This is a genomic window from Hymenobacter sp. M1-2 (assembly GCF_057808495.1).
In genome coordinates this window covers 1-24,461 of record NZ_JBTYZO010000006.1, presented here as the reverse complement: position 1 = coordinate 24,461, position 24,461 = coordinate 1, and the positions used below count along the sequence as shown (strand labels likewise).

General features: G+C 61.0%; 20 protein-coding genes. 3 read left to right on the top strand and 17 right to left on the bottom strand.

Translation table 11 applies throughout. The features are described 5' to 3' along the window. Positions 1-2: 2 nt before the first annotated feature. Positions 3-401, top strand: coding sequence for a DoxX-like family protein (locus tag ACYSMN_RS07355; RefSeq protein ID WP_488923211.1), 399 nt, complete (start codon positions 3-5; stop codon positions 399-401). Further along, the gene (locus tag ACYSMN_RS07350) at positions 388-1,536 is read left to right on the top strand and encodes a DUF3419 family protein (RefSeq protein ID WP_488923210.1); all 1,149 of its coding nucleotides are present in this window, start codon (positions 388-390) and stop codon (positions 1,534-1,536) included. Before ACYSMN_RS07355 ends, ACYSMN_RS07350 begins: the two co-directional genes overlap by 14 nt. 396 nt (positions 1,537-1,932) lie before the next feature. Here the strand turns inward: ACYSMN_RS07350 and ACYSMN_RS07345 are convergent, their stop codons facing one another. The 10 genes from ACYSMN_RS07345 to ACYSMN_RS07300 form a co-directional block, all read right to left on the bottom strand. Then, entirely contained in the window at positions 1,933-3,714 is a 1,782-nt protein-coding gene (locus tag ACYSMN_RS07345) for a sensor histidine kinase (RefSeq protein ID WP_488923209.1), read from the bottom strand. 434 nt (positions 3,715-4,148) lie between these two features. Next, complete coding sequence (locus tag ACYSMN_RS07340; protein ID WP_488923208.1) at positions 4,149-5,507, bottom strand: sigma-54-dependent transcriptional regulator; 1,359 nt, start codon at positions 5,505-5,507, stop codon at positions 4,149-4,151. Between the two features lie 146 nt (positions 5,508-5,653). Then, a complete protein-coding gene (locus ACYSMN_RS07335; protein WP_488923207.1) occupies positions 5,654-6,751 on the bottom strand; it encodes a porin in 1,098 nt (365 codons plus the stop codon). Between the two features lie 93 nt (positions 6,752-6,844). Beyond that, positions 6,845-7,672: an ATP-binding cassette domain-containing protein gene (locus ACYSMN_RS07330; protein WP_488923206.1), complete on the bottom strand. Its 828-nt coding sequence runs from the start codon at positions 7,670-7,672 to the stop codon at positions 6,845-6,847. Between the two features lie 263 nt (positions 7,673-7,935). Continuing rightward, positions 7,936-8,718, bottom strand: a complete 783-nt coding sequence (locus ACYSMN_RS07325; RefSeq protein WP_488923205.1) for an ABC transporter permease — start codon at positions 8,716-8,718, stop codon at positions 7,936-7,938. A 345-nt stretch (positions 8,719-9,063) separates the two neighbouring features. Then, positions 9,064-10,842: an OmpA family protein gene (locus ACYSMN_RS07320; RefSeq protein WP_488923204.1), complete on the bottom strand. Its 1,779-nt coding sequence runs from the start codon at positions 10,840-10,842 to the stop codon at positions 9,064-9,066. A 290-nt stretch (positions 10,843-11,132) separates the two neighbouring features. Beyond that, positions 11,133-12,134: a hypothetical protein gene (locus ACYSMN_RS07315; RefSeq protein ID WP_488923203.1), complete on the bottom strand. Its 1,002-nt coding sequence runs from the start codon at positions 12,132-12,134 to the stop codon at positions 11,133-11,135. A 159-nt stretch (positions 12,135-12,293) separates the two neighbouring features. Next, entirely contained in the window at positions 12,294-12,980 is a 687-nt protein-coding gene (locus tag ACYSMN_RS07310) for a hypothetical protein (protein ID WP_488923202.1), read from the bottom strand. Between the two features lie 628 nt (positions 12,981-13,608). Further along, positions 13,609-14,298 carry a spheroidene monooxygenase gene (locus ACYSMN_RS07305; RefSeq protein WP_488923201.1) on the bottom strand — a complete coding sequence of 230 codons (690 nt, stop codon included), beginning with the start codon at positions 14,296-14,298 and terminating at the stop codon, positions 13,609-13,611. 272 nt (positions 14,299-14,570) lie between these two features. Continuing rightward, positions 14,571-15,077 (bottom strand): pyridoxamine 5'-phosphate oxidase family protein, encoded by a 507-nt coding sequence (locus tag ACYSMN_RS07300; protein WP_488923200.1) that lies wholly within the window; start codon positions 15,075-15,077, stop codon positions 14,571-14,573. 98 nt (positions 15,078-15,175) lie between these two features. On the opposite strand from ACYSMN_RS07300, the gene ACYSMN_RS07295 reads away from it, so the two are divergent. Further along, a complete protein-coding gene (locus ACYSMN_RS07295; protein WP_488923199.1) occupies positions 15,176-15,796 on the top strand; it encodes an acyl carrier protein phosphodiesterase in 621 nt (206 codons plus the stop codon). A gap of 78 nt (positions 15,797-15,874) precedes the next feature. On the opposite strand, the gene ACYSMN_RS07290 is transcribed toward ACYSMN_RS07295, so the two are convergent. The 7 genes from ACYSMN_RS07290 to ACYSMN_RS07260 form a co-directional block, all read right to left on the bottom strand. Further along, positions 15,875-16,117, bottom strand: a complete 243-nt coding sequence (locus tag ACYSMN_RS07290; protein WP_488923198.1) for a hypothetical protein — start codon at positions 16,115-16,117, stop codon at positions 15,875-15,877. A 21-nt stretch (positions 16,118-16,138) separates the two neighbouring features. Then, a complete protein-coding gene (locus ACYSMN_RS07285) occupies positions 16,139-16,270 on the bottom strand; it encodes a hypothetical protein (RefSeq protein WP_488923197.1) in 132 nt (43 codons plus the stop codon). Between the two features lie 98 nt (positions 16,271-16,368). Continuing rightward, entirely contained in the window at positions 16,369-16,887 is a 519-nt protein-coding gene (locus tag ACYSMN_RS07280; protein WP_488923196.1) for an FKBP-type peptidyl-prolyl cis-trans isomerase, read from the bottom strand. Between the two features lie 457 nt (positions 16,888-17,344). Beyond that, positions 17,345-18,259, bottom strand: a complete 915-nt coding sequence (locus tag ACYSMN_RS07275; protein ID WP_488923195.1) for an isoaspartyl peptidase/L-asparaginase family protein — start codon at positions 18,257-18,259, stop codon at positions 17,345-17,347. Between the two features lie 246 nt (positions 18,260-18,505). Further along, complete coding sequence (locus ACYSMN_RS07270) at positions 18,506-20,482, bottom strand: AAA domain-containing protein (RefSeq protein ID WP_488923194.1); 1,977 nt, start codon at positions 20,480-20,482, stop codon at positions 18,506-18,508. A gap of 508 nt (positions 20,483-20,990) precedes the next feature. Continuing rightward, entirely contained in the window at positions 20,991-21,884 is an 894-nt protein-coding gene (locus tag ACYSMN_RS07265) for a carbohydrate kinase family protein (RefSeq protein WP_488923193.1), read from the bottom strand. A 153-nt stretch (positions 21,885-22,037) separates the two neighbouring features. Beyond that, positions 22,038-23,930 carry a glycoside hydrolase family 13 protein gene (locus tag ACYSMN_RS07260; protein WP_488923192.1) on the bottom strand — a complete coding sequence of 631 codons (1,893 nt, stop codon included), beginning with the start codon at positions 23,928-23,930 and terminating at the stop codon, positions 22,038-22,040. Positions 23,931-24,461: the final 531 nt, after the last annotated feature.

Below are 24,461 nucleotides of genomic sequence, written 5' to 3'. Positions count from 1 at the left end.
TGATGAATAACCGCTGGCTTTTAGCTCTTCGGGTGGTGTTGGGGGTGGTGTGGCTCTACAACGGACTATGGCTGAAAATTCTGGCGCCGAGCCCCGAACACCTGGCGGTAGTAGCCGGGCTGCCGGGGTTCCTGGATATGTCGTCCAAAGACTTGCTTACCGTTATTGGAGCGGGCGAAACGGCGCTGGGCGTGGGCAGCATCAGTGGCTTGTGGCCACGGTTTGTAGCGTGGTTTCAGTTTTTCGTGCTGCTCTTGATGAACGGTATCGGCATTTTGTTCAGCGGAGCCATTGCCGAGCCGGTGCATCTGCTGGTGCAAAATCTGCCGCTGTTTTTCTGCATTCTGCTGGTGGTGAAGTATTCTTCCCGGCGCCGGCATTCCCTGTATGGCGCGCGCTGAAGACTCGGTAGCTACCATGTGGGCGGAGGGGCAGTTGGGCCGTGGTAGTGCACCCGAAGCCGCCCAGCTTATTTTCGGGCAGGTGCGGGAAGACCCCAGCGCCGAACTGCTGGTGCTGCGGCCGCTGGGGCCGGGGCGCCGGGTGTTTTGCATTGCGTCGGGTGGCTGCACGGCCTTCGCCCTGCTGAGCGCCGCACCTGCCACCGCCGTGGCTTGCGACATCAACCCCGCCCAAATAGCCCTTGCGGAGCTAAAGAAGGCCGTATTGCTGCAAGATGCCAGTGCGGCAGTTCGCCAGCAGGCCTTTTGGCTGGACGGTCGGCCCGCGCTGGTGGAGGTGGAGCCGATATTGTCGGACGCCAGCCGCTGGTTTTGGCAGCAACACCGGCAACGGCTGCAGCGCGGGCTCCAACAGGCTGGCCTCGTGGATGGCTACCTGCGTTGGGCGGTGCGGCTGTTTCATGTTGCCGTGCATAGTCGTAGCACCACGCGCCGGCTCTTGGGCTTTTCTGATTTGGAGGCGCAGCGGGAGTATGTGCGGCGGCATTGGCAAAGCTGGCGGTGGCGGGCGTGTTTTCGGCTGCTGGATGCGCGGTGGCTGCTGCGTCTGGGGTACGGCCGCGCCGTTCTGCGCCGCCTGCCGGCCAACTTCGCCGCTCTTTTACAAGAGCAAGTAGAGCAGCCCTTGCGCGAGCACGCAGCCGCCTTCAACCCCTACGCCTGGCATTTCTGGCTGCCCCGCGAGGCCGCCCACCGACCCGAGGTGCAGCCGGTATTTCTGGAGCCTCAGACGCTGCCCGCAGTACGGGCGGCGCTGCCACACTTGCAGCTGGTCGTTGGCAATGCGGTGGAAGTGCTGGCGCAGGCGGCCGAGCCGTTCGATTTTGTGGCGCTATCCAACATTCTGGAATTGGCCGAACCCGCCTTGGTAGCACAGCTGGCGCAGGCTCTGACGGCGGCTACGCGGCCCGGCGGGCGGGTAGTGTTCCGGTTTTTCTTCCCGCCCGCTGCTTCCGCCTGGGAGCTATTTCAACCCCATTTCTTTCGTGATACTGAGCTGGAAATCCAGTGTCAAGCCGCAGACCGGGGCATGTTCTGCACGCACTTCGTGGTGTTGATTAGGGGTGGGAATTGAAAGGTGAGAGCCAGGCGAGATGATGACAAGAGGTAATAGTTGAGCCCCGGCGGGGCGGCATATCGGTAGAAATACCAAGGCCAAAAAGAATCAAACCCCCTCGGGGCGACACCACCCGTCCAACGATTGGTGCCGCCCCGCTGGGGCTTTACATATCTTCATGATCGGGTTCTCTACCGATATGCCGCCCCGCCGGGGCTGCACCAGACTGGCTCTGGGGCCGTACGCGTGCCGCTCCATAGCCCGGGGTTTAAACCCTGGGCTAGTTAGGGCTTTAGGCAAGTTCATGGTGCTGAAAACGGTTCCCACTATTAACTCCGCAACAAGGGGCAAGGGATTGAGCAACAGAGAGCACACATACTTTTATCTCATGTCTCACTTCTCACCTCTCATATCTCACTTCTCCATCACGGGTAGCGTGAAGCGGAAGCGGCTGCCTTGGCCGGGGGCGCTTTCCACCCACAGGCGGCCACCTTGGGCGGCAATGAACTCGCGGGAAATGCTCAGACCGAGCCCGGAGCCGCCTTTGTGGCCGCTGGGATTGGGTACCTGGGCGAAGCGCTGAAAGATTCGCTCGTGATATTCGGACGGGATGCCGGGGCCGTGGTCCTGCACGCTTACTTCGACGTAGCCTTCGGCCTGCGGGGTGGCACTGACCGTGAGCGTGGCGCCGCGGGGCGAGTAACGGATGGCGTTGGCGAGCAGGTTGATGAGCACCCAGGTCGTTTTCTCCACGTCGGCACGGGCGGCGGGTAGGGCGGGCGCTACGGCTAGCTGCAGGCGGAGCTGCTTGTCATCGAGCTGCGGCTGCACGGTATCGGTGGCGTATTCGATGACGTCGGTGAGGGTGACGGGCTGCACGTCCAGCTGAATGCCGGCCCCCGCATCGAGCCGCGACACAGCCAGCAGCTGGCCCACCATGCCCAGCAGGCGTTGCGTCTCGTCCCGAATGCCATCGGCGATGCGCAGGCGCTCGGCGGGGTCGGTGCGCTCGTCCTGAAGCAGCATCAGACTCAGGTTGATGCTGGCCAGCGGCGTCTTCAACTCGTGCGACACCGTGGCCAGGAAGTTGGATTTCACTTCGTCTAGCTTCTTGAAGTCAGACACGTTGCGCAACGATAAAATGTGCCCCACGAACTCCGTCCGCCCCGTTTCCCGGTTCCGCGACACAATATGGCTCACTGTGAGGCGGTAGTATGCTTCTTCGCCCTGCCGCGTAATAGTGAGTAGCACCGGCTTGCTTTCATCTGCTGCTCGCGCCGATTCCTGCTCCAGCAGCGGCCGGAACAGCTCTCGCAGCAACTCCGATTCCTGGCTGAGTGCCTCCGCCTGGTGCCCGACGAGGTCGGCGGCTTCGCGGCCCAGCAGCTCGCGCGCTACGGGGTTGGCCAGCAGCACGCAACGGGCCGGATCGAGCAGGAGCAGGCCTTCGTCGAGGTGCTCGATGAGGCTTTCGAGGCGGCTGCGCTCGGTGGCCAGGGCGGCGCGGGTGGCGCTCCGCTGGTCCTGCATGTAGCCGAATGCGCGATTCAGGGCCAGGGCTACAGCGCCTACTTCGTCGTTTTTGGCAATGGAAACCTGCGTGGCCGGGCCGGGGCTGACGACATCCTCCACGTCGGCGGTGAGGCGGCGCAGGGGGCGCAACACCACCCGCGGCAGGCGCACGAGCAGGCCCAGGCCCACGGCTACGCTCAGCAGCAGCAACCCTGAAACCACGCGCCGGGCGCGCTGGGCAGTGGTAGCAGTGCGGTGAGTTTGCTGGTTGAAGGAACGAGCATTGAGGCCAATTACGCGGTGTGTCTCGGCCCGTAGCTGGCGCAGCTTTTGTTGCTGCTCGGCGGCTGGCGCACGGTCGTCCACGAGGCGCTGGAAGTCGGCCAGATGCTGGGTGAGCGTGTCAACCAGCTCCAACTCGCCGGGCTCCGTGATATTGGCGGCCTGGCGGGTGAGGGCCCGCCGAAACTGCTGCAGCGGGGCCGGCGCGGCGGGTTGGTCCTGCAACTGCTCCAGGGCCAGCAGCATTTGCTCGCCATACTCCACCGACCGGAAATTGGCTCGCTGAATCCCGCGCGCCCCGCCTTCCAGCCGCTGAATCGTGAAAAACGCGTAGCCGCCCAAAGTCAGCAGCAGCAGCAGCAGCGCCAGCACACTCAGCCGGATTTTAAGTTTAAGAGACATAAGGAGAGAGGCCGTGGGGTAGTAAAAGCAGTAGGTGCCTTCTGAGCTTTAGCTTCTGATTCCGCAGCATGACATGACAAAAAAACAATGAGCGAAAACTAGCTCCTCTCAAGTTGCAGAGGCCCAAGCCCCAGCGGGGCGATATATTGGTAGCCAGAACGACCGTAAAGGTAGGTACAGCCCCAGCGGAGCGACACGCACGTTGCCAAGTGCTGCCCCGATGGGGCTCTGAGACGATATGGCAGCACCTCGTCTACCGACATGCCGCCCCGCCGGGGCTCAACGGCTTACCTCGCGCTATTGGCCAAGTGGTCGGGCAATAGTAACCGCATATGCCGCTTTCACAAGATCATGATATACATAAGCGTATCTCAGTTCCAAGCTCTCATATCTCACTTCTCATGTCTAACCTCTCACATCTAAGGTCTCACCACTCACAGCCCGTACTCCTGCACCTTGCGGTAGAGCGTTGTAAGGCCGATGCCGAGGCGGCGGGCGGCTTCGGTTTTGTTGCCCTGCGTTTGGTACAGCAGCTGGCGAATGTGGCGGGCTTCCACGGCGCGCAGACTCTGGTCGGTAGGGTCGGCATCGGGGCTGAGGGGCGCGGGCAGGGCGTGGAACTCGTCGGGGAGGTAGCCGGCGGCCAGGGGCTGGTTGGCGGGAGCCAGGATGGCGGCGCGTTCCAGCACATTTTTCAGCTCCCGCACGTTGCCGGGCCACTCGTAGCGTTGCAGCAGCTGCAGGCAGTCGGGCTCCAGGCCGGGCAGGCGTTTACGCAGCTGAGCGGCGAAGTAGTGCAGGAAATGCTCGGCCAGCGCCGGTACGTCGGTGGCGCGGTCCTTGAGCGGCGGCACGTTCAGTGTGAATACGGAGAGGCGGTAGTACAAATCGGGACGAAAACGGCCCTCGGCGGCTTCCTGCTTGAGGTTGCGGTTGGTGGCGGCCACGAGGCGCACGTTCACGCTGGTGGGTTTGGTGTCGCCGAGCTTGGTGAACTGCCGCATTTCCAGCACTCGCAGAAACTTGGCCTGCACGTTCAGCTCCAGCTCCCCGATTTCGTCCAGAAACAAGGTGCCGCCGTTGGCTTCTTCCAGCAGCCCTTTCTTATCGGCCAAGGCCCCCGTGAAAGCACCTTTCTTGTACCCAAACAACTCCGATTCGAGCAAGTCCCGCGGGAAGGCGCTGCAATTGACGGCCACGAACGGCTTAAGCTTGCGGGTGCTGGCTTCGTGAATGGCTTGGGCAAACAGCTCCTTGCCGGCGCCGGTGGGGCCTTCAAGCAGCACGGTGCTGTCGGTGGGCGCCACCTGGCGGGCCAGCTCCTGAGCGCGGTGCAGGGCTGAGGAGCTGCCAATCATGCTCTCGAAACTGTAGCGTTGCGCCATGCGCCGCTCCAATTCGGCCACGCGGCGGCGCAAGCGGGCTTTTTCGGCGGCCCGCTCCACCACTACCACCAGTTGCTGCTCGTAGTCGCCCTTGGTGAGGTAGTCGAACGCGCCCTGCTTCATGGCCCGCACGCCGTCGGGAATGCTGCCAAAGGCCGTGAGCAGCACGATTTCAATATCTGGCGCTTTGGCCTTGAGGCGCGGAATGAGGTCCACGCCGTGGGCGTCGGGCAGCTTCACGTCGGAGAGCACCACCAGCACCTCGTCGGCGTGCTGCTGGAGCAGCTCCAGGCCGCGGGCCGCGTCGGGCGCTTGCAGGGCGGTGTAGCCTTCCAGTTCCAGCACCCGCGCCAGTAGCTGGCGCAGGCGGGCTTCGTCATCAATCAGGAGCAGAGTACCGGAGGGCATTTGAGGGAAACGGTTATGATAAGAGGCAAATGTCTCAATTCTTCATGGACAAGGTATGCATCGCCCAAACCCCAGCTCCGCTTCCGCCTTTTCGCGCCGGAGAGGGCTCATTTTGCGTGAGGGTGCCTAGGCTGCTCATTACGCCCTCAAAAACTCACCGCAATAGAAGAAGTCACGTTGCCGTAGGTGCGGGACGGGGTGGCATCCGCATCGAATAGCTTGCCGGGGCTGCGCAACACCCGGCCTTCCAGCCGCGCTACTACGTGGCTGCTAGGGGCATAATCCAGGTTCAGGGAGCCGCCCGCCACGCGAAAGAGCGGTTCGAAGGCTATGGGTCGGATGGTTTGCACGATGACACCACGCGCTGCCCGGTAATACTCGGCCCGCGCCGTGGCCGACCAACGCTCCGCGAATTGGTAGCGGGCCAGTGCGGCGCCCGCGTGCCACACATCTGCCCGGCGGCCGGGGGCTTGCTGCGCGCCGAGGTCAAACACTACGGCCAGGCTCAGAGCTTGCGTGGGAGTGTAGGTGGCGTAAAAATCGTGGAAGTAGCGGCGCCGGCGCGACGAATCCTGGGGCTGCTCGTTGCCGAAAAACGTACTGCTGTTGAGTAGCAGCTTGCTGGTGGGTTTCCATTGTAGCTGCGTGCCCACAGCTTTGCTGCGGTTGTTGTCGCGCAGGTTTTGCCAGCCGTTCAGCACCAAGGCAGTAGCGGTGAATTTTGGTGAGGCCTCGTACGTGAAGCGCGCCCCGGCTTCGTAGTAGGGCGAATTTTCGGCCATCAGAGAGCGAGTCAGCGTCCAGTTGTCCTTGCTTAGCGCCGACTCAAAGCCAATGTGCGAGGTGAAAATGCCGAGGTCGAGCCAGGTGTTGGCGGTGGGCCGGAATCCGGCGTACGCCTCGTAGAGGTGGCGTAACACTGCGGGCTCGGCGGCATAATTGGCTTCCACATACGTGCCGGCATGCAGTGCCAGGGCTCCTCGGGCATGCTCGTCCTGATAGCGCAGCCCTAGCACGCCGTTGTTGAGCGTAAACTCATTCGCGCGGTTGTGGGAGTACAGAAAAGCCGGGCGGCGCTGGCTCTTACCTGAAAAGTCGTAGCCGTAGTACGCGTCGGCGAAGCCGTACACGGTGAGAGCGGAGGCTTTGGGAGTGGCAGCCGAGTCGGGCAGGGCCGGAGAAACCTGAGCCAGCGCCGACGAAGCGAGCAAAGCCCCCAGGCTACAGAGGGTAAGGAATTTCATGGAAACAAGAACGGAGGGCGCCGCCGTACTGAGCAGGCGCGATGCAAGAAAGTGAGTAGGGAAAGGGCAACAGTACCCAGGCTGCGTTAGCTGTTACGCGCTTTGCCGGATTTCATCTTTCAAGTGCTGCACAAACCGGTTGAATTCCGGCTCGGCTTCTACGTGCGGGTGCCAGGCCAGGCCCATTTCGGCCAGGTTGTACTGGTGGCGGGAGCTGATGGTGGCGCCCGGCAGCAACTGCCCGGTGGCGTCGCGCTCGTAGCCCAGGAGCCAGAGCGTGTCGGCCAGGGCGGTGGTAGTGGCCAGGTCGTGCGAGACGATGACGACGGTGTTCAGCTCGTGCATGGTGGTAACTTCCACGATGATTTTTTTTAGCTCGTCGATCATGGCCACGTCGAGGCCGGAGAAGGGCTCATCCAACAGAATGAGGTGGTCGGAGCACAGAAGCTGCTGCGCGATGGCGGCGCGCTGGCGCTGGCCACCAGAAAGCTGCGCGGGGAATTTCTTACGGTGCGGGGTCAGACAAAAACGCTCCAGGTAGGCTGCTACTTCCTGTTTGGCGGTGTCCGGTGCGTGCTTGCGACTGGCGGCCAGCAGCAGGTTGTCGGCCAAGGTGCGGTGGTTGAACAAGGGGTAGCGCTGCTGCACCAGGCCCACGTCGCCGGGCTGCACGGGGCGCTGCTGCTCGCCTACCTGCACGGCGCCGCTGCTGGGTGCAACCAACCCCGCGATAATGCGGCACAGCACCGATTTGCCAATGCCCGAGCGGCCATAGAAGCCCACCACCTGTCCCTGGCTCATGCCGGGCCGCACAACGTTGAGCACCTGTGCGTTGATGTCGCGCAGCACCAGCTCCCCATTGAACGTCTTGGAAATGTTGTCGAGCGTGAGAACGGGCTCGTGGTGAGAGTAAGGGGCCATGAGAGGTGAAATGGAAAGTTGTAGAGCGGCTGTACGGTTGTAGCGCTCAGCTCCGGCTTGGCGTATCGCTGCTGAGGTTGAACGACAATCGTTCGGGCGGCGCGGACGATGCGCGAAGCTGGAGCTTCGCGCTACACCCATACGCCAGTCTCGGAACTGCCATAGATGACAGCGTCGAAAAGGACGTGCAACAAAATTTTATGTAACATTTTAAATTGTTGCACAAAGATTTGTTGCAAGGCCGACGTGGCGGGTTAGCTCATTCAGCTGTTTTGCGCTTGCGAGAGGGCCGCGTAAGGAAAAAACACGCGGCGCAGCAGGCCAAAAATGTAGTCCTGGGCGGCGCCGGTGGCTAGAATAACCAGCTGAATGGCCAGTACGCCGCTCAGGTGCAGGTAGCGGTTTTGCTTGTAGAGCAGCAGCCCAATGCCGCCTTCCGACTGGTAGAGCGTCTCGACCAGTGTAATCATGGTCCAGATGATGGCGAAATTCTGGCGCACCACCTCCAGCATCAGGTCCAGCTTGCCGAGCACCACTACTTCCCAGAAGCTGCGCCACTCGCCCAGGCCCAGAGTGCGGGCGTGGTCCATTTCCTCTTGTGTGGTCATGAGAATCACACTGGTCATGCCCGTGACGAGGTAGACGGTGGTGGCGAAAATCAGGACGGAGAGCTTGACCTGGTGGCCCGAGCTAAGCAGCAGGGCCATGAAAAAGGTGAGTCCCGTGAGCGTGAGGTAGCGCATCTTGGAAGCCGCGTAGGCCAGGGGCCGGAAGAAGGGTAGCGCCGTGAGGTAGGCAATGAGCAGCGCCAGCCCCGTCGCCACGGCCAAGGACTGAAGCGCTGTCGTCATGCTGGCCCACAGCTCCTGAATCAGCCCCTGCGAAGTGGTCAGGTCGGCCAGGGCGGCTAGCACTTCGCCGAGCGACGGAAAAAGTTGGAGCGGATAGAACAACCAGAGCAGCAGCAGGAGTGAGGCTTGCGCGGCGGCCATCAGCAGCAGCGTGGCGCGCGGCAGCCGGGCATTGGGAATGAATAGGTTTTTCATGTTATTCAATGAGTGGATGAGTGAATGAGTAAATGAGTGGATGAGGATGAAGAATTTCCTAAAGGCCTAGCCTGGCAACTGCTCATTGCCGTTGGTTCCGGTCTGCTCGCTTTTTCGGCGAGCTGAACGGTCGTCGTCAGCTGACGTTGCTCATCTGCCTGGCCGTTGCGATTCCTAATTCAGAATGAACGGGTGGCGCGCCCTTCGACCGTTCAGCCCGCCGAAAAAGCGGGCAGACCGGGCCGCCTATGAATACGTCTTTCATCTTAGCGAATGAGTGGATGGGTGAGCTATTGAAAAGCCGTTGGACGACATTCACTCATCCACTCATTCAATCATTCACCATTAGTTGCCTAGCACGATTTCCACGCGGCGGTTCTTGGCTTTGCCTTGCGGCGTGGCGTTGCTGGCTACCGGCTCGGTGGCGCCGTGGGAGTACACCTGGATGCGGCCCTCAGGGAAGGCGCTGGTGCTTTTCCGGCTCAGCCACTCGCGCACGGCCAGCGCCCGGTCTTCTGAGAGCTGCTGGTTTTTCTGCGTGTCCCCCACGTTGTCGGTGTGGCCGTGCACGGCTACTTTCAGGCGGCCGGCCACTACCAGATCGTCGAAGAGCTGGCGGAGCTGCTGCTCGGCGGCGGGCGTGAAGGTGCTTTGGCCGGTGTTGAACTCGATGTTCCAGGCCCGCTTGCTCACGCTGCGGCGGATTTCGTCATCGGCGGCAAACTGCTGGGTTTCGGCCGGGGCAATGGCCTTGCCTTTGTACTGCGCTTGCAGCTTCTTGAGCAGGCTCAGGTCCAGCATCTGGTCCAGGGGTACGTAGCTGGGCAGCTCCTTGGGATAGAGGCGGTGCTGCACGTCGCCGAAGGTTTTGTAAACGGACGCGTAGATGTTGGTGCCGCCGTTGTCGAGGCCGAACAGGGTCAGGTTGTCGGCGAAGTTGAAGGCCTTGCTGCCGCCCAACTCCACTACTTCGCCGTTGCGGTCGGCCTCGCTCACGCCTTTGTAATAGCGCAGCCAGTAGGCGCCCGGCTTGTCCTTGTCGCCGTACACGGCGGCCGAAATATCGGCGGCGCGCTGCAAGGCTTCGGGGTGGCTTTTCACTTGGTCGCCGGCCACGGCAAAGGCCGTCATCAGGCTTTCCACTTCTTTCTGGTGAGCGTCGTACCAGCGCTTGGTCGTCACCATGATGTTGGGCATCTGGTTGGAGTAGTCCTTGGTGGACACGATGTTGACGAGGCCGCCTTTCTGCTTGGCAATGTTCACGTCGCCGGGCGTCCAGGTGGCTACGGCGTCGGCCACCACATCCACCGTTACGCCGGTGTTTTTGCCGTTCACCACTTTGGTGCGCTGCTCCGGCTTGCCGAGGATGTATTTCTCGGCCGCTACCAGGAAGTCCGACGCCGCCATGAAGTTTACCGCCTCGGGGTCGTAGGTCGTCTCGTCGGGGTTGACTTTGAGGCCGTTGTCGGCGCACCATTTCAGGGCAATGTTCTGGTCGCCGTCGCGCAGGTAGCAGGCCACGGTTTTGCCCAGGGCCAGCTTGGGGTTGTCGAGCCACTCTTTCGGGCCCATCAGCTTGTCTTCACCAAACGACTTGCCCACGCTGTAGGGAATGATTTGCAGGCCGGTGCCCGCCTTTTCCAACTGCGCCTGCACCACCGAGAAAGCCGGCAGGCCGTCGCCCATGATGCTGACCAGCAGGCCGGGCGTTTCTGGGTTTTGTTGCAAGTCGAGGGCGTTTTTTACGAGGTCGGCCTGCATTTTGGCCACATCGTCCTGGCGCACGATCTGCAAGTCGAGGCCGTTGGCGGCCAAGCTGGAGCCGGCTGTGGTGCGGGGGCCGCCGTTGGCGAGCATGCCCGCCATCTGCGAGTTCCAGGCCATTACTTCCCATACGATGGGCGTGCCTTTTTCGGTGGGCGTGCTGCCCGGCAGCGGGGCCAGCGGCACCGCCACGTTGGTACGCGAGCCGCTGGCCGTGGCCGGCAGCTCAATGGAGTTCAGCAGCACCGATTCGGTGGCTACTTTCTTGAACACAATGCCGCTCGACACCAGCTTGTTGATGCCGAAGTACAGCAGCGCCACGATGAGGGCGCCAATTACAATTTTACCGCGAGTGGTCATGGTATTGAAAAGGAGAGATGTTGAAAAGGAAAGGGGCCCGTGTCCGGTGTCCCAGGGCTGAAGCCCTGGGCTAGTCAGCGGTCAGCGGGTGGCTGGGGCAGATGGAAGGCGTTCTGTAGCCCAGGGGGCTACAGCCCTGGGTCGGCTGAACCATCCGGGCAGGCTATGTGAGCCGCTCCATAGCCCAGGGCTTCAGCCCTGGGACAATGGCACGTTGGGATACCGGGACGCTAGGCCGATTAGAAGCCGGCGAGTGCAAGGCGGCACGTAAAGCCGTGGTCAGCAAAAGGCTAATCAAGCAAATTAGAATAGGCATCGTTCGTGGCTTTGGCGGTGGCGGCGGGCGTGAGGCTGCTCATCGGTTTGGAGTCGAGCAGGGCGTTGAATTCGCCTTTCTGGTACTTCTCCAGCAGGCGCTGGCCTTTCTCGCTCATCACGCCATTCTGGATGTCCATTTCCTTCACGAACTCCTGGCTGTAGCGCATGGCCTGCTTGATCTGGCCGAGCTGCTGGGCCATGTCCTGGGCCACGCGGTCGGTGGCCAGGTCGAAGAAGTACTTCTTGTCGGGGTCGCCGCGCAGAATGTTCATGGCGGCGCGCATGCCGGAGCTGGTGCGCTTCACCAGGGCGTATTCGTCTTTGAGCAGGTTCACCTTGAACTTGCTGTTGTCGATCTGGCGCAGGGCGGCTTTGAGAATCTGGCGCATCACCAGGCTCACGTTGGCCGTGGTGGTGGCCATGGGTTGCAGGCGCTGGTTGTACTCTTCGAGCTGCGCGGCGCGCGAGGCGTAGGAAGCGGCCATGTCGGTTTCCTGCTGGCGGGTGGCTGAATCGGCCAGGGCCAGGTATTCGCGCATCTGCTCGTGGTTGGCTTCCAGCTTGCGCTTCACCAGCTCGTGGGCCCCTTCGATGTGGCCCACTTCCTCCTCCATCTTGCGGGCTTCCTGGCTGGTGCTTCGGATGTAATCCTCCATGATGCCAATGGGGTCGGTGTTGACGAAGATGCCCGCCGCCGTCCGGAAAATCCGCTGCCCCGCGTACCACAGTCCCGCCTTGATGCGCTTGTTCGTAGCCAGCAGAAACAGCCCAAACAGCACGCCCAGGCCTATGCCCAGCTTCACGGTATCGAACACGACGTCGACCAGGAACGGCACGATGATGCCCCAGCTATACACGCCAGCGGCCACCATGCCCGCCAGAAAAAACCAGCCGGCTACCTTTTCCGGCTGCTGCCACTTAGGCAGCTTATCCGCCAAACCAGGCTGTGAATCAGAAGTAAGTAGCGAGTTCATGTTGTTAGGTTTTTAAGTGACAGGTTGTGGGTGACAGGGGATTAGGGGAGTAGGTATTGTGCGGGGAATGGGAGTAAGGGAGTCAAGAAGCGAGTGCCGTTTAGGGCATAGCTGGATACCGCCTCACGTGTCACTTGTCACCTCCTCACCCAAAACCTGTCACCTCAGTAGAAAAGACTGAGCGGCTTGGCGGTGGGCTTGCAGTTCGGCGGTGGCAGCGGCGTTGGCTAGCTCGTAGGAAGCCAATGCCGTGCTGGCCTTTTGGTGCTGCTCCTGGAGCTGTTGGCGCGTGTCGAGGAGCTGTTGCTGCTTGTCTTCGAGCTGGCGGGTAAGTTGCGCTAGCTCGGTTTGGAGCTGCTGTTCCTGTTGTTGCAGTTGTACCAGGGCGCTGGGCGCCACGTTCGGAATGCGGATTTCGCCTAGCTTCTCGCGGTGGCGTTCCAGCACGTGGTTGCGGTCGGCGAGCAGCTTGTGCTCGAACTGTTCCGCCGAGGTTAGCAGGGCCGGTAGGTCCAGACTGGTGAGGGCGGAGAAGGCGTTGAAGGCCGTCTGGTACAGAATGGGCCCACTCAGGCCGCTGGCCGCCATGCTTTTCACCATTTTGGTGTAGGCCACGAAGTCTTTACCGTCGCCGGCCAGCAGCTGCTGGATATGGTCGAGGTGGCGCTGCTCGGGCTGGGTAACCAAGGGAGTCGCCGGGCTAAAGGGTGCCGGAACCGGGTTGGAAGGAGCCGGCTGGGTTCCCGGCAAGGGCCTGGCCACTGGGGCCTCCGAAGCAGCCGGCGCGGCACTTTCCTCTACGAAGAAGTCTTTGGCCGCTTTGGCAAGATGGTCGAAAATAGGCATGGGCGAAGGCAGTGTGGTAATGGGGATGCCAGGCCTATTGCCAAGCCAATGCCGCTCCTCGCCTTTAAATCTGAAATAATTTGTAAAGTGTTGGTATACAGAAAATAGAAATAAAATAGCCCATCAGATACTTGATCTGACGGGCCAGCAAAGCCTACCGTTTTGAAAAGGTTATTTCCGTATTGGTAGGATAGTAAGTAAAGTTTGAAGCAGACTTGCTCCGGTCTGCTGGCTTTTTCGCCAGCTGATCGGTCGCCGCCGGCACGATTCAGTCAGGTATTAGAACTGTGGCGCTGTGTATATAGATCAGCTGTGGAGTCAGAGTCTAATTAACCTACGTTACGCAACAACCGCATAGCGGCGACAGGTTTGTAACCCAAGTTGGTTCGGGGTAGCGCCGCATAGCGGTGCCAGAGACGCCCACTAATCTGGCACCGCTATGCGGCGCGGGGTCGTTCTAGGCTGGGTATTCTACAAGCCTTCAACCGCTATGCGGCTAGTCCACAACGTGGGGTAACTACCCAATACTTACGTCTCACTACTTGAACCTACGTCAGAAGACGTCGACCCATCAGCCCGCTGAAAAAAGCGGGCAGACGGGCAGGCATCAGCAAGAGGCGAGTAGCGCCTACCCCTCTGCGGGGTTACGGCCGTCCCAGGTTCCTTCGGTGCGCAGCACTCGAAACCGCGCAAATAGCTCCTCGCCGTACCACTGCTCCTGCCGCGTAAACCGAATGACCTCCTTGTGCTTTTCGCTGCGGTAGGCGTACTGCTGCATGGCCTGTGCCGATTCCCACAGACTGAACGTGGCTTGCCGCACCACCGGCAGTTCGCCCAGTCCAATAGCAGCCCGCACACCCGGCGCTTCCGCTATGGTGGCGCTGGTGGGCGCTACGTAGCGCCAGAAGCGGGGCGTTTTCTGCCAGCGAATAGAAGCGCGCGTCAGCACGGCCACGGGTCCATCTGCGGCCGCTTCTTCGGTGGCGTAAGCAAACGGATTCGTTCCATCCCACAGTCCGTGCGACTTCAGCGGAGCCAGCCACGCCGTCCATACTTCTTTCGTCTGGGTCTGGTATTGCTGCCAGAGTGGATGGCTCTCAAAAAAGGCCTGCGCCGCATCCTCCGATTCCCACACCGCCATCAACCCATACCGGTATAGATTTGGCCAGGCGCCGAAGCCACCGGCGCCGCTGCCCAGCAGCTTCTGGAAGCGCAGGCCCGCTACCTGCTGCAAAGGCCGTTGCGCAGTGCCCATCTGGGCCAGCCCCCAACGCGCAGTGCCGGGCCGGAGGGTGAGAATAGAAAGAGTGGTGAGCAAGTGTGAGAATGAGGAATTAGGAATGAAGAATTATTGCTGCGACTTTCCGGTCAGTTTACGGCTGTCGTTCCGAGCAGAGCGAGGAATCTGGGGTATTATAAGGGGTATCTCAGATTCCTCGCTCTGCTCGGAACGACAGCCGTATTTGCGTATAAGAACTGCTGTACGTGTATCTCAGCGAGAACCTGCATCAATACGCAGCAAACAACGAAACAACAAAAAAGGGCCGGAACAGTGTCCGGCCCTTTTAAAATGAGTGGGCTTAGTGCCCGTTACAGGTTCACCTTGGCGTGTTCGTCGCCGGTGGGCTGGTACCGCTCGCCGGTCGTTACGGCCTTCACGTAGCCGAAAGCCCGTACCAGCACGTTGCTGGGCTGGTCCCAGTATTCGCCCCGGTCGATGCTGATGCGGAGCAGGGCAATGTTGGGGTCTTCGGGGCCTTTCGGGAACCAGGCGCGCAGGCCTTCCGACCATAGCTCCTTGATCTTGTTCTGATCGGTGAGGATGGCGGCCGTGCCCGAAATGGATACGTACAGGTTATCGTCGGGCTTGGAGTAGCCAAGGTTTACGTTCTGGTCTTGGCGCACCTCGAAGATCTTGGCCGAATCCTTCTCCGTGAAAAACCACAGGATACCGTCGTTTTCCGGCTTGTGCGTGTACATGGGCCGGCTGTGCAGGCCACCATCGGTATCGGCGGTGGTCAGCATGGCAATCTTGATGTCCTTGATTCTATCAATCAGCTTGGTCACGTCGTGACTTACGGCAACTTGCTCAGCCATATTCGTAGGGGTTTGGTGGTGTAGAAATCGTAGCAGAAGATACGACAGGACGGCTTGAAAGTTCAGCTGCTGAATTTTTGCCGTACTTCCGGACTCGCATGAACTTCCTCGCCCACCTGCTGCTCTCCGGCCTACCCACGGCCCCCAACTACGCCGATGTGGTGGTCGGCAACTTCGCGGCCGAAGCTGTGCGGGGCCGAGCCGGACTGCTGGCCTATCCGGCCGCCGTGCAGCGCGGTATCCAATTGCACCGCTTCATCGATTCCTTTACCGATGCCCACCCCGTCGTGCGCCGCACCACTGCCCGCCTGCGCGCCGCCGGCCTCGGCAAGTGGGCCGGGGTAGTGTCCGACATGGGTTACGACCACCTGCTGGCCCGCGACTTCGCCCGCTACCACTACGACGCCACCGAGCCACTGCCTGCCTTCACCCACCGCCTGTACGAGCTGCTGCACCGACGCCGCCAGGAGCTGCCGGAGCAACTGCAACACATGCTCCACTACATGCGCCGCGACGACTGGCTCAGCGGCTACGCCCACCCCGAAGGCCTGCACCGCGCCCTAACCGGCCTCAGCCGCCGCGTCCCCGCCGCCAGCGTGCTAGCCACGGGGGCCACCGCGTTTCTGGCTGAGTTGCCCGCCTACGAGGCGGATTTTCGCGAGTTCTGGCCGGAGTTGCAGGCAGCGGTGGGGGAGTTTATAACTGATGGAGAGAAATAAAAAAGAGGCTCCAGGGCCTCTTTTTTATTGTTGATGAATGTATCCTAAAGCCTGAAGATGAAAGCTAGGGCTTAGAATTTACTTATCAAGGTTGCCGAGTTTGTCTAAAATCAAATCCAGCTTGCCGTCCATGCTAGTTTGCTGCGCTTGAATACCAGATTGCTGAATTTGCATTTCGGTAAGTTGTCCTTTCATGTTGGACTGGTCAGCTTTCACTTCACCAAATTGCTCTCTCATTTCACCAAGCTGCGCTTTCATTTCAGCCTGTTCGCGCAGCAAAAAGCTAAAGTTGTCGCTGTGCTGGCTCACAATGGTGAGCAACTGGCCCGTGTTGGTTGTGAGTTAATGGAGAAGGTTCGTGTGCTGTTGCAGGAGATTCGTGTGCTGTTTGAGCTGGGCCGTGTGCCGGTCCAGAATAGCCAGGGCTTCAGATAGCATAGGTTCTAATTGGTCGAGGCGCTCGTCAGGTGTCATAGGGGTAAGGAAAAAATACTGTGCTAAAGCGGAGTGTTCAAAAATACGGGAATAAAAATGGGGCCGCAAAGCCCCGTTTTTATTGCTGATAAAGAGTTCTACGAGTGCTGATGCCCGCCTTCGCCGTGTACGTGGCCGTGGTCCAGCTCTTCCTGGGTGGCTTCGCGCACATCGGCTACTTTGCCGTCGAAGTGCATCACCATGCCGGCTAGGGGGTGGTTGAAGTCCATTTTTACGGCCTCTTCACCAATTTCTACCACTTTGCCCTGCATGTGGTGGCCCTGGTTGTCGGCCATGGGCAGGAAGTTGCCGACTTGCAGCATCTCGTTGTCTATCTGCCCGTCAACTTCGAAGACGTTCTTGGGAATATCAACCACGGCTTGCTGGTCGTAGTCGCCGTAGGCTTGCTCGGGGGTGAGGCTGAAGCTGAACGCGTCGCCAGCCTGCTTGCCATCGAGCTGACGCTCAAACTCCTCGGGCAGTCCGCTCTGGCCGAACAGGAACACCATCGGGGCATCTTCCTCGGCCGATTCCACGAGGACTTTCTCTTGGTTTTCGTCGGTTACGCTCAGGTCGTAGGTGATGGTAACGACTTTGTTTTCGCTGATCTGGGCCATACTGCGGGTGGACGAGGGCGTCCGGGGCTGGGGTGAAAAATGATTTGGAGCGGCTAGTTACGGAAATGACCCGTAATTCCAGGCGCTATAAGGCTGATACTCCACTTTACGCGGCCAGGTTGAGGTAGGTAAAATTTTGGCATCCACTTATGGCGTCAACGTCCGGCCACACTCCGCAGCCAGAGAGAATGTAGGGCAGAAATCCGTTCCGCGCACGAGCGAAGCGAGTATCCGGGGCCGCGCCATGCAGGGCTCCTGACCTGTAGCGCGAAGCTCCGGCTTCGCGCACGAGCAAAGCGAGTTCCTACGCGGCCGGGGCCAGTGGCGCGGAGCCAATCGTGCAATGATGCGCGAAGCTGGAGCTTCGCGCTACAAGGTCGTGTGGTCCCGGATACTCGCTTCGCTCGTGCGCGGAACGAATTTCCGCGCTACAGCCGCTGAACAAACAAGCCCACGGCTACTTCTCGTCCGTCCAGATAGCGACGAAGGGCTCCTCTTCGCTCACGCGGTAGGCGCGGCGCATGACGTTGGTATTGGCTTCGAGGGCGATGTTGCCGTCTTTGTCGATGGCGATGAAGCCTTTGTCGCCTTGCAGGTCTTCGTCGCGCAGGGTGAGGGCTTGGCGGCAGGCTTCGGGCGCGCTGAGGCCCTGGTACTTGACGAGGGCGTAGACTTCATGAGCCAAGGCGCCGCGCATGATTACCTCGCCGTCGCCGGTGCAGGACACGGCGCAGGCTTCGTTGGTGGCGTAGGAGCCGCCACCTAGTATGGGGCTGTCGCCCACGCGGCCTTTGGCTTGGCCTTCGATGCCGCCGGTGCTGGTGGCTACGGCCAGGTTGCCGTTCTGGTCCAGCGCCACGGCGCCCACAGTGTCTTTCTGCGGCCCCTTCTGCTGCTCCTGCACGATTTCCAGCCACTCCTGGCGGGTTTTCTCCGTTTCGAAATAATGCACCGCTTCCAGGGGCTGACCGTGTTGCAAGGCAAATTCCAGCGCCCCATCGCTCGACAGATACACGTGCTCGGACTTCTCCAGGATAAGCCGGGCCAAGCTGATTGGGTTCTTTGCATACCGTACACTGTTGACGGCCCCGGCCCGGAGCGTGCGGCCATCCATGATAGAAGCGTCCATCTGCACTTCGCCCTGGAGGTTGAGGCTGCTGCCGCGGCCGGCGTTGAAATGCTCGTTGTTTTCGAGGCTGCACACGGCGGCCTCTACGGCATCGAGGGCGCTGCCGCCACGGTGCAGGATGTCCCAGCCGGCGTCGAGGGCCTGGCGCAGACCTTCGCGCAGAGCGGCTTCTAGTTCGGGGGTGATTTTGGCCGGGTCCATCGTGACGGCTCCACCGTGGAGTACAATAGCGTAGTTGCTCATGCGTAGCTAGGTTACTGACGCGCCAAAGTAGGCGCTAGAGGTAGCTGACGTACGCACGAAAAAAAGCTCCGTTCGCGCGAACGGGGCTTTTCAGTATAAGTACGCGACTAGGATAAATACCTACCGTTGCCGTCGTGCCACCGGGCGGGCGGCTTTGGGCCGCCCGTCCGGTTGTCGTTAGAACAAGGTCGGCGCAACATCAGCATGCTTCTACCGGGCGGCTTAAAGCCGCCTGCCCGGTTCGTTCTACTGCATTTCCCAGGCGGTGCGGTAGGCGCCGATGCGCTCCACGTAATCGAGGAAGGCTTTGTAGAAAGGGTGGCCGCCGAGGGTGCTGGAGTCGCCGACGATGAGCAGCTTGCGGCGGGCGCGGGTCATGCCCACGTTCATGCGGCGGATGTCAGAGAGGAAGCCGATGTCGCCCTGGGCGTTGCTGCGCGTCATCGTGATGCAGATAATATCGCGCTCCTGGCCCTGAAACGCGTCCACGGTGCCGATGCTGAGCATGCGGTGTTCTAGCAGGCCCATCAGCTCGTCGTTGCTTTCCACAGCGTCTTTGAGGTAGTTGATCTGGGCGCGGTAGGGCGCAATGACGCCGATGGTCAGCAGGTCGGTTTCGTGGTCGGCGGCATCGTAGGGTTCCAGCAGCTGAGCCAGGCGTCGGAGCAGCAAGTCGGCTTCCTCGGGGTTGGCAATGGAGCGGCTTTCCTCGATGCCCAGCTCCTGAAAGCCGAAGCCCGCCGTATCCAGAAACTCCACGGCCTGGTCGGGCGCGAAGCGGATGTCGTAGTCGGGCAGGTCGGCGTGGGCCACGGTGGGCGCGGCCAGGAGCTTGCCATCGTAGAACTGCTCCGAGCTGAATTCCATGATCTGCTCGTGCATGCGGTACTGCACCTGCAACATGCGGGCCGTGTCGGGCTGGCGGCGGATGCACTTCTCGAACAGCGTTTCGCGCAGCGCCCCGGCTTTCTCGCTTTTCACGGTGGGCGGCAGCTGCTGGTGGTCGCCGGCCAGCACCACGCGGTTGGCCTTGGTAATCGGAATCCAGCAGCCGGGCTCCAGGGCCTGGGCGGCCTCGTCGATGAACACGGTTTCGTAGGTGAGATGGCGAATGGCGCGGTTGCCGGCGCCCACCAGCGTGCACGTAATCACCTGCACCTGCTCCAGCAGATCCTCCGTGATATAGCGTTCCAACTGGTCCGACTCCTGCAACATCTGGTGAGCCTGCTCCTTGAGCTGGCGGCGCTCCTCCCGTTCCTCCCAGCCGAAGTGGCGCTTGAATTTGCCGGCCATCTCGCGGTATTGCTCGGCCGTCTGGCGCATGCTTTTCAGCTCGGCGTAGCTCTTGTGGCTCATGATCTGAGCGTCGAGCGTGTGTTGCAGCAGCAGGTCCGACACGCGCGAAGGGTTGCCCATGCGAATCACGTTCACGCCGCGCTCAGCCAGCTTTTCGGTGAGCAGGTCCACGGCCGTGTTGCTGGGCGCGCACACCAGCACGCGCCGCTCGCGCCGGATGGTTTCCAGAATGGCCTGCACCAGCGTGGTGGTTTTGCCGGTGCCGGGCGGGCCGTGCACGATGGCCACGTCCTGGGCGGCCAGTACGTGCCGCACGGCCGCCAGCTGCGACTCGTTGAGCGGGCTAGGGTAGTAGAGCGTGGCTTCCGACTCAGGCTTGAAGCGGGCGGGGCGGGCACCCAGCAGCACGTCGCGCAGCTCGGCCAGGCGCGAGTCGAAGGCGCCCATCACCTTGCCCAGGGCGTACTCCATCTCGCGGTAGCTCACCTCGTCGAAGGTCAGGTCCACGCCCAGCTTGCCCTCGTCCACCCAGTCGGGCAGGTCTTCCTTGGTGGTGGCGAGCAGGATTTTATTGCGCTTCACGCTCGTGATGACGCCATTAAGCGTGGGTCGGTCGGCGCCGGCGCGACCGGGGATATTGCCGAAGAGGGCAGCGTTTTTGCCCACCTGAAACAGGTGGAGGCCATTTTGGGAGGCTGGGCGTTCCAGCTCAATCACCAGCTTACCGCCGAAGCCAATGTCTTCCTTGGTGATCTTGACGGGGTACCAGGTAAGGCCCCGCTGCTGCCGCTCGGCAATGGAAGCCTTGGCGCTCTTGATTTTGAATTGCTCCAGGTCTTCCTGCTGCTCTAGTTTCAGCAGGGCCTGGACCTTGCGCAGCTCTTTTTCCAGCGCGTAAGGGTCGGTATAAGTGGTGTGTTCAGCCAACAGAAGGAGTAGTTGAGATTCGCTGATAACAACGAATCCGACAAAAGGGTGGCCGAAGGTCGGGGAGAATTTTGGAATGGGCTATTGCTGGGCACGAGCCAGGCGGCCCCGCATTGTCACTGCTTGTGCCGGCCGTTCCTCCAGACTCTCCACGCCATAGGCTCGCGGCGCCACCACAGCTGCCGGGTAGGCGTTGGCCGACAAACTCATCGAGCGCACCCGAACAGATGGTGCCAACCACGCCAAAGCCACGGCCTGATCTACCTAACGGTTTTTCAGATTATGTAAAAAACCGTTGGGTGAGTGAAGACCTAACACTTTTTAGCTTCATTGAAAAAAAGTGTTAGGTAGGCAGTGACCTAACAGTTTTCAAGTCGTGTAAAAAAGTGTTAGGTCGCTGCTGCTCCCCAGTAGGCAAGGGTGCGTTCTGACAGAACCGATGTCTGGCACCCCTCTCCCGGAGGATTCCGCGCATCAAGCGGCGTGGGACGGGGGTGGGGTGGACGTCTTAGTCGCTGCCAAAATATTGCCGCCAAGCTTCTTCCAGGCGGGTGCTACTCAGCTGTGAATCTACCAGGCCGGGGGCGCCCACGCACCAGCTGCCACACAAGGCGCCGTATTGCAGGCATTTCTGTGGGATTTCCTGGCGTAGAAAGCCGTAGAGGAAGCCAGCGAAAAAGTTGTCGCCGGCGCCATTGCTGTCCACTACCATGGGGGCAGGCACGGCGGCTTGTTCCAGCCACTGGCCCTCGGCGGTGAGCAGGGTGGCCCCCGCCGCGCCGTGGGTACACACGACGAGACGCTTACCCGCCGCCCGCAACTGCTGCATGACTGGTCGGTAATCGGGCAGGTTGTCGGAGCTGAGGTGGATGTACTGGGCGGCCTCGATGAAGGGCTGGTGGTAGGAATTGTGCCCGTCGTAGTCGTGCAGGTCGGTCCAGATGGGGTGCGGGTAGTTGCGCAGCAGCGGGATGAACTGCTGGCAGTAGCTAATGATGTTCAGCACCAGGCACTCACTGTTCTGGATGAGGCCCGCTACCTCGGCGTGGTCGAAGGCCAGTTCGGGCGAGGACTGCGTAATAAACAGCGAAATGCGCCGGCCCTGCGCATCCATCAGGTTGATGTGGCGCTCGGTGCCGGCCGGGTCCAGCACGTAGTGGGCCGTTACGCCCTGCGCCCGCAAATCGGCCACGATGTGGCGGCCATACGTATCGTCGCCTACGGCCGAAAATAGGGTAGTGGGCAGGCCCAGCTTCGTCAAAGCCAAGGCTTTGCCGGCACCAGTCGAGCCAGTGCCTTCGTGAAAAGGAGCCTGGTGGATGGTCTGCGGCCGTGGAGCTGGCAGCTCGGGCAAGCTAACAATATGGTCGAAGGTGGTGCCTCCTAAGATGAGCGTGCGCAACACAGGAAGGAATGAAAAGCTAGTGAAAGCAGAATAGGCAAGGACGGCCTACAGCAGTTTTATGGCAGTGTCCTTTCACTCACTAGCCCAGGGTTTAAACCCTGGGCTACGGAGCGTGCTTGGTCAATACCTTGTTCTTGAAACCGCTGTAAATCAGCGCAGCTCCCACACCAAAGCCGTATACGCCGGTAGGGTGGCCGTTTGCAGGTTTGGCACCACGGCATCCGTCAATACATCTTGCGCCGAGGTGTAGCCCTGTAGGCGTTCCGCGAAACGATTCAACTGTACCGTTTTCGCGGCTGCGTTGCAGTTCAGCATCACCAGCACGGTGTGGCCCTGGGCATCGTGCCGGAAGTAAGTGTACACGCCGTCTTCGGGCACAAAGTGGGTGAGCTGGCCGGTGTGGAGCACCGGGTGGGTTTTGCGGTAGTTGGCCAGCTTGCGCACGTACTCGTGCACCTCCTGCTGAACCGGCGTGCGCCCGGCGGCCGTGAAGGCATTGCGCGGGTCGCTGGGCCAGCCGCCGGGGAAGTCGGACCGCAGTAGCCCGTCGGGCCTGCTGAAGTTCTTCATGAGCACCTCGGTGCCGTAGTACAGTTGCGGAATGCCGCGCTCGGTCAGGAGCCAGGCCAGGGCCATTTTCTGCTTGCGCACATCCTCGCCCAGCACCGAAAACACCCGGTCCACGTCGTGATTGTCCAGGAAAATGACGTTGCGGCTGGCGTCTTCGTACATCCAGTCGCCCTGCACGGCGTAGTAGAGCTTGGACACGCCCTCGGCGAAACCGGCGGGCTTGGTTAGGCTTTCGAGCAAGGCCTGGCGCAGAATGAAGTCGATGGCGCCGGGCAGGTTGCTTTTGAAGCCGTTAACGGGCGGAAACACGTTGCGGGTCCAGAAGGCCTGCTGGGCTACGCCTTCGGCCTCCTGCATCCAGGTTTCGCCAAACATGCCCAGCTGCGGATACTCCTCCAGAATGGCCCGGCCCCACTGCATCAGAAACGTGGGGTCGGAGTAGGTATAGGTGTCCACGCGGTAGCCGTCGACGCCAGTATATTCCACCCACCACAGGAAGTTCTGGATGAGGTAGGTGGCTACCAGCGGGTTTTCCTGGGCCGGGTCGGGCATGGTGGTGTCGAACCAGGTGGTGCTGAATATTTTGCGGTCCAGCGCCGAGCCGTGCGGGTCGTTCACGGTGCCGTTGCGGTAGTTGCCCCGCGTGAAGGTGGGCCACTGGTGAAACCAGTCTTTGGCGGGCTGGTCGAGCCAGAGGTGATGGAAGCTGCCGATGTGGTTGAGCACCACGTCGTGCACCACCTTGAGGCCCTGCTGGTGGGCGCGCTGCACGAAGCGCACGTAGTCCTCGTTGCTGCCGTAGTGCGGATCGATGGCGTAGAAATCGGTGAGGGCGTAGCCGTGGTAGCCCGCCTTGGGCATGTTGTTGTCGACCACCGGCGTGGGCCAGATGGCCGTCACGCCCAGCTCTTTCAGATAATCGAAGTGCTGCTCAATGCCCTTTAGGTCGCCGCCGTGCCGGGCGTACATGGAGTCGCGGGCTATGCCGGGAGCCCGGTTGCCCTTCACTACATCATTGGTCGGGTCGCCGTTGGCAAACCGGTCGGGCATGAGCAGATAAATGAAGTCGGCGCTGCTGATGCCCTGCACCTTGGACTTGTCGCCGGGCGTGGTGCGCGCCCGCAGCTCGTAGGCGTAGGTGGCCTTCTGCTTGCCCTTAAACTCCAGCCGCAGCTTGCCGGGCTTAGCGGCGGGGCTGATGGTGAAGTTGACGAGGAGGTAGTTGGGGCTTTCGAGCCGCTGAAAGCCGTCCAGCGTCACGCCGGGGTAGCGGGCCAGGGTCACCTGGCTGCTGGCCAGCCCCGGCCCGTGCACCAGCAGTTGCAGCTTGGGGTTTTTCATGCCCACCCACCAGAAGGTCGGGTCGATGCGCTGGATGGACGGGTTGCCGGACCCGGCGGCGGGGGCGGTAGCCGTGGCAGGAAGGCGGCTGCCGACGAGAAGCAGCACGAGGAGCAGTTTGGCAAACGACATGGGAAGAGAAAAGCAGCGCGGCACCAGTGGCCGCCGGGTGGGAGAAATAGGGCGTCCCGCCCCGGCAGACCGAAACCCGGCCGAGGTGGGCTGGCAAACCTAGTCTTCTGCCTTACGAGCCGCGCCCCACTTTTCAAAGTCGGCCCTTTCTGGTTGAGGTGGTGTATCAAGTTGTTGTATATAAGATACTTATAGCTGTATAGAGCTGGTGCGTTTTTCCGAAAGTGGTACTTCGGTGCCTGGCACCTTTAGCAGCAATGATGAGGAACAGGGACCCATGCCCGCCGGGCATATACTTGTAGCAGGATGTCCACACGCCAGCCCGCTTGGAAGCCCCGGAGGGGCGGCATATCGGTAGTCCCTAATTGAATAGTTATTCCCAAGCCCCGTAGGGGCGACACTCAGCGACTGGTGTCGCCCCTACGGGGCTGTACAATGGAATGTGCCTAGTATTTCTACCGATATGTCGCCCCGCTGGCAGGGCTTCCGCACCAAAAGTGAGTCGTAGTTTTAGGCCATGAGTATTTTAAC

Coding starts and splice junctions, on each gene's coding strand:
- ACYSMN_RS07315 (WP_488923203.1), bottom strand. CDS start 12,134: ATGAACTCGCTACTTACTTCTGATTCACAGCCTGGTTTGGCGGATAAG.
- ACYSMN_RS07300 (WP_488923200.1), bottom strand. CDS start 15,077: ATGGCTGAGCAAGTTGCCGTAAGTCACGACGTGACCAAGCTGATTGAT.
- ACYSMN_RS07345 (WP_488923209.1), bottom strand. CDS start 3,714: ATGTCTCTTAAACTTAAAATCCGGCTGAGTGTGCTGGCGCTGCTGCTG.
- ACYSMN_RS07280 (WP_488923196.1), bottom strand. CDS start 16,887: ATGGCCCAGATCAGCGAAAACAAAGTCGTTACCATCACCTACGACCTG.
- ACYSMN_RS07295 (WP_488923199.1), top strand. CDS start 15,176: ATGAACTTCCTCGCCCACCTGCTGCTCTCCGGCCTACCCACGGCCCCC.
- ACYSMN_RS07275 (WP_488923195.1), bottom strand. CDS start 18,259: ATGAGCAACTACGCTATTGTACTCCACGGTGGAGCCGTCACGATGGAC.
- ACYSMN_RS07335 (WP_488923207.1), bottom strand. CDS start 6,751: ATGAAATTCCTTACCCTCTGTAGCCTGGGGGCTTTGCTCGCTTCGTCG.
- ACYSMN_RS07285 (WP_488923197.1), bottom strand. CDS start 16,270: ATGACACCTGACGAGCGCCTCGACCAATTAGAACCTATGCTATCTGAA.
- ACYSMN_RS07310 (WP_488923202.1), bottom strand. CDS start 12,980: ATGCCTATTTTCGACCATCTTGCCAAAGCGGCCAAAGACTTCTTCGTA.
- ACYSMN_RS07350 (WP_488923210.1), top strand. CDS start 388: ATGGCGCGCGCTGAAGACTCGGTAGCTACCATGTGGGCGGAGGGGCAG.
- ACYSMN_RS07355 (WP_488923211.1), top strand. CDS start 3: ATGAATAACCGCTGGCTTTTAGCTCTTCGGGTGGTGTTGGGGGTGGTG.
- ACYSMN_RS07325 (WP_488923205.1), bottom strand. CDS start 8,718: ATGAAAAACCTATTCATTCCCAATGCCCGGCTGCCGCGCGCCACGCTG.
- ACYSMN_RS07340 (WP_488923208.1), bottom strand. CDS start 5,507: ATGCCCTCCGGTACTCTGCTCCTGATTGATGACGAAGCCCGCCTGCGC.
- ACYSMN_RS07330 (WP_488923206.1), bottom strand. CDS start 7,672: ATGGCCCCTTACTCTCACCACGAGCCCGTTCTCACGCTCGACAACATT.
- ACYSMN_RS07260 (WP_488923192.1), bottom strand. CDS start 23,930: ATGTCGTTTGCCAAACTGCTCCTCGTGCTGCTTCTCGTCGGCAGCCGC.
- ACYSMN_RS07320 (WP_488923204.1), bottom strand. CDS start 10,842: ATGACCACTCGCGGTAAAATTGTAATTGGCGCCCTCATCGTGGCGCTG.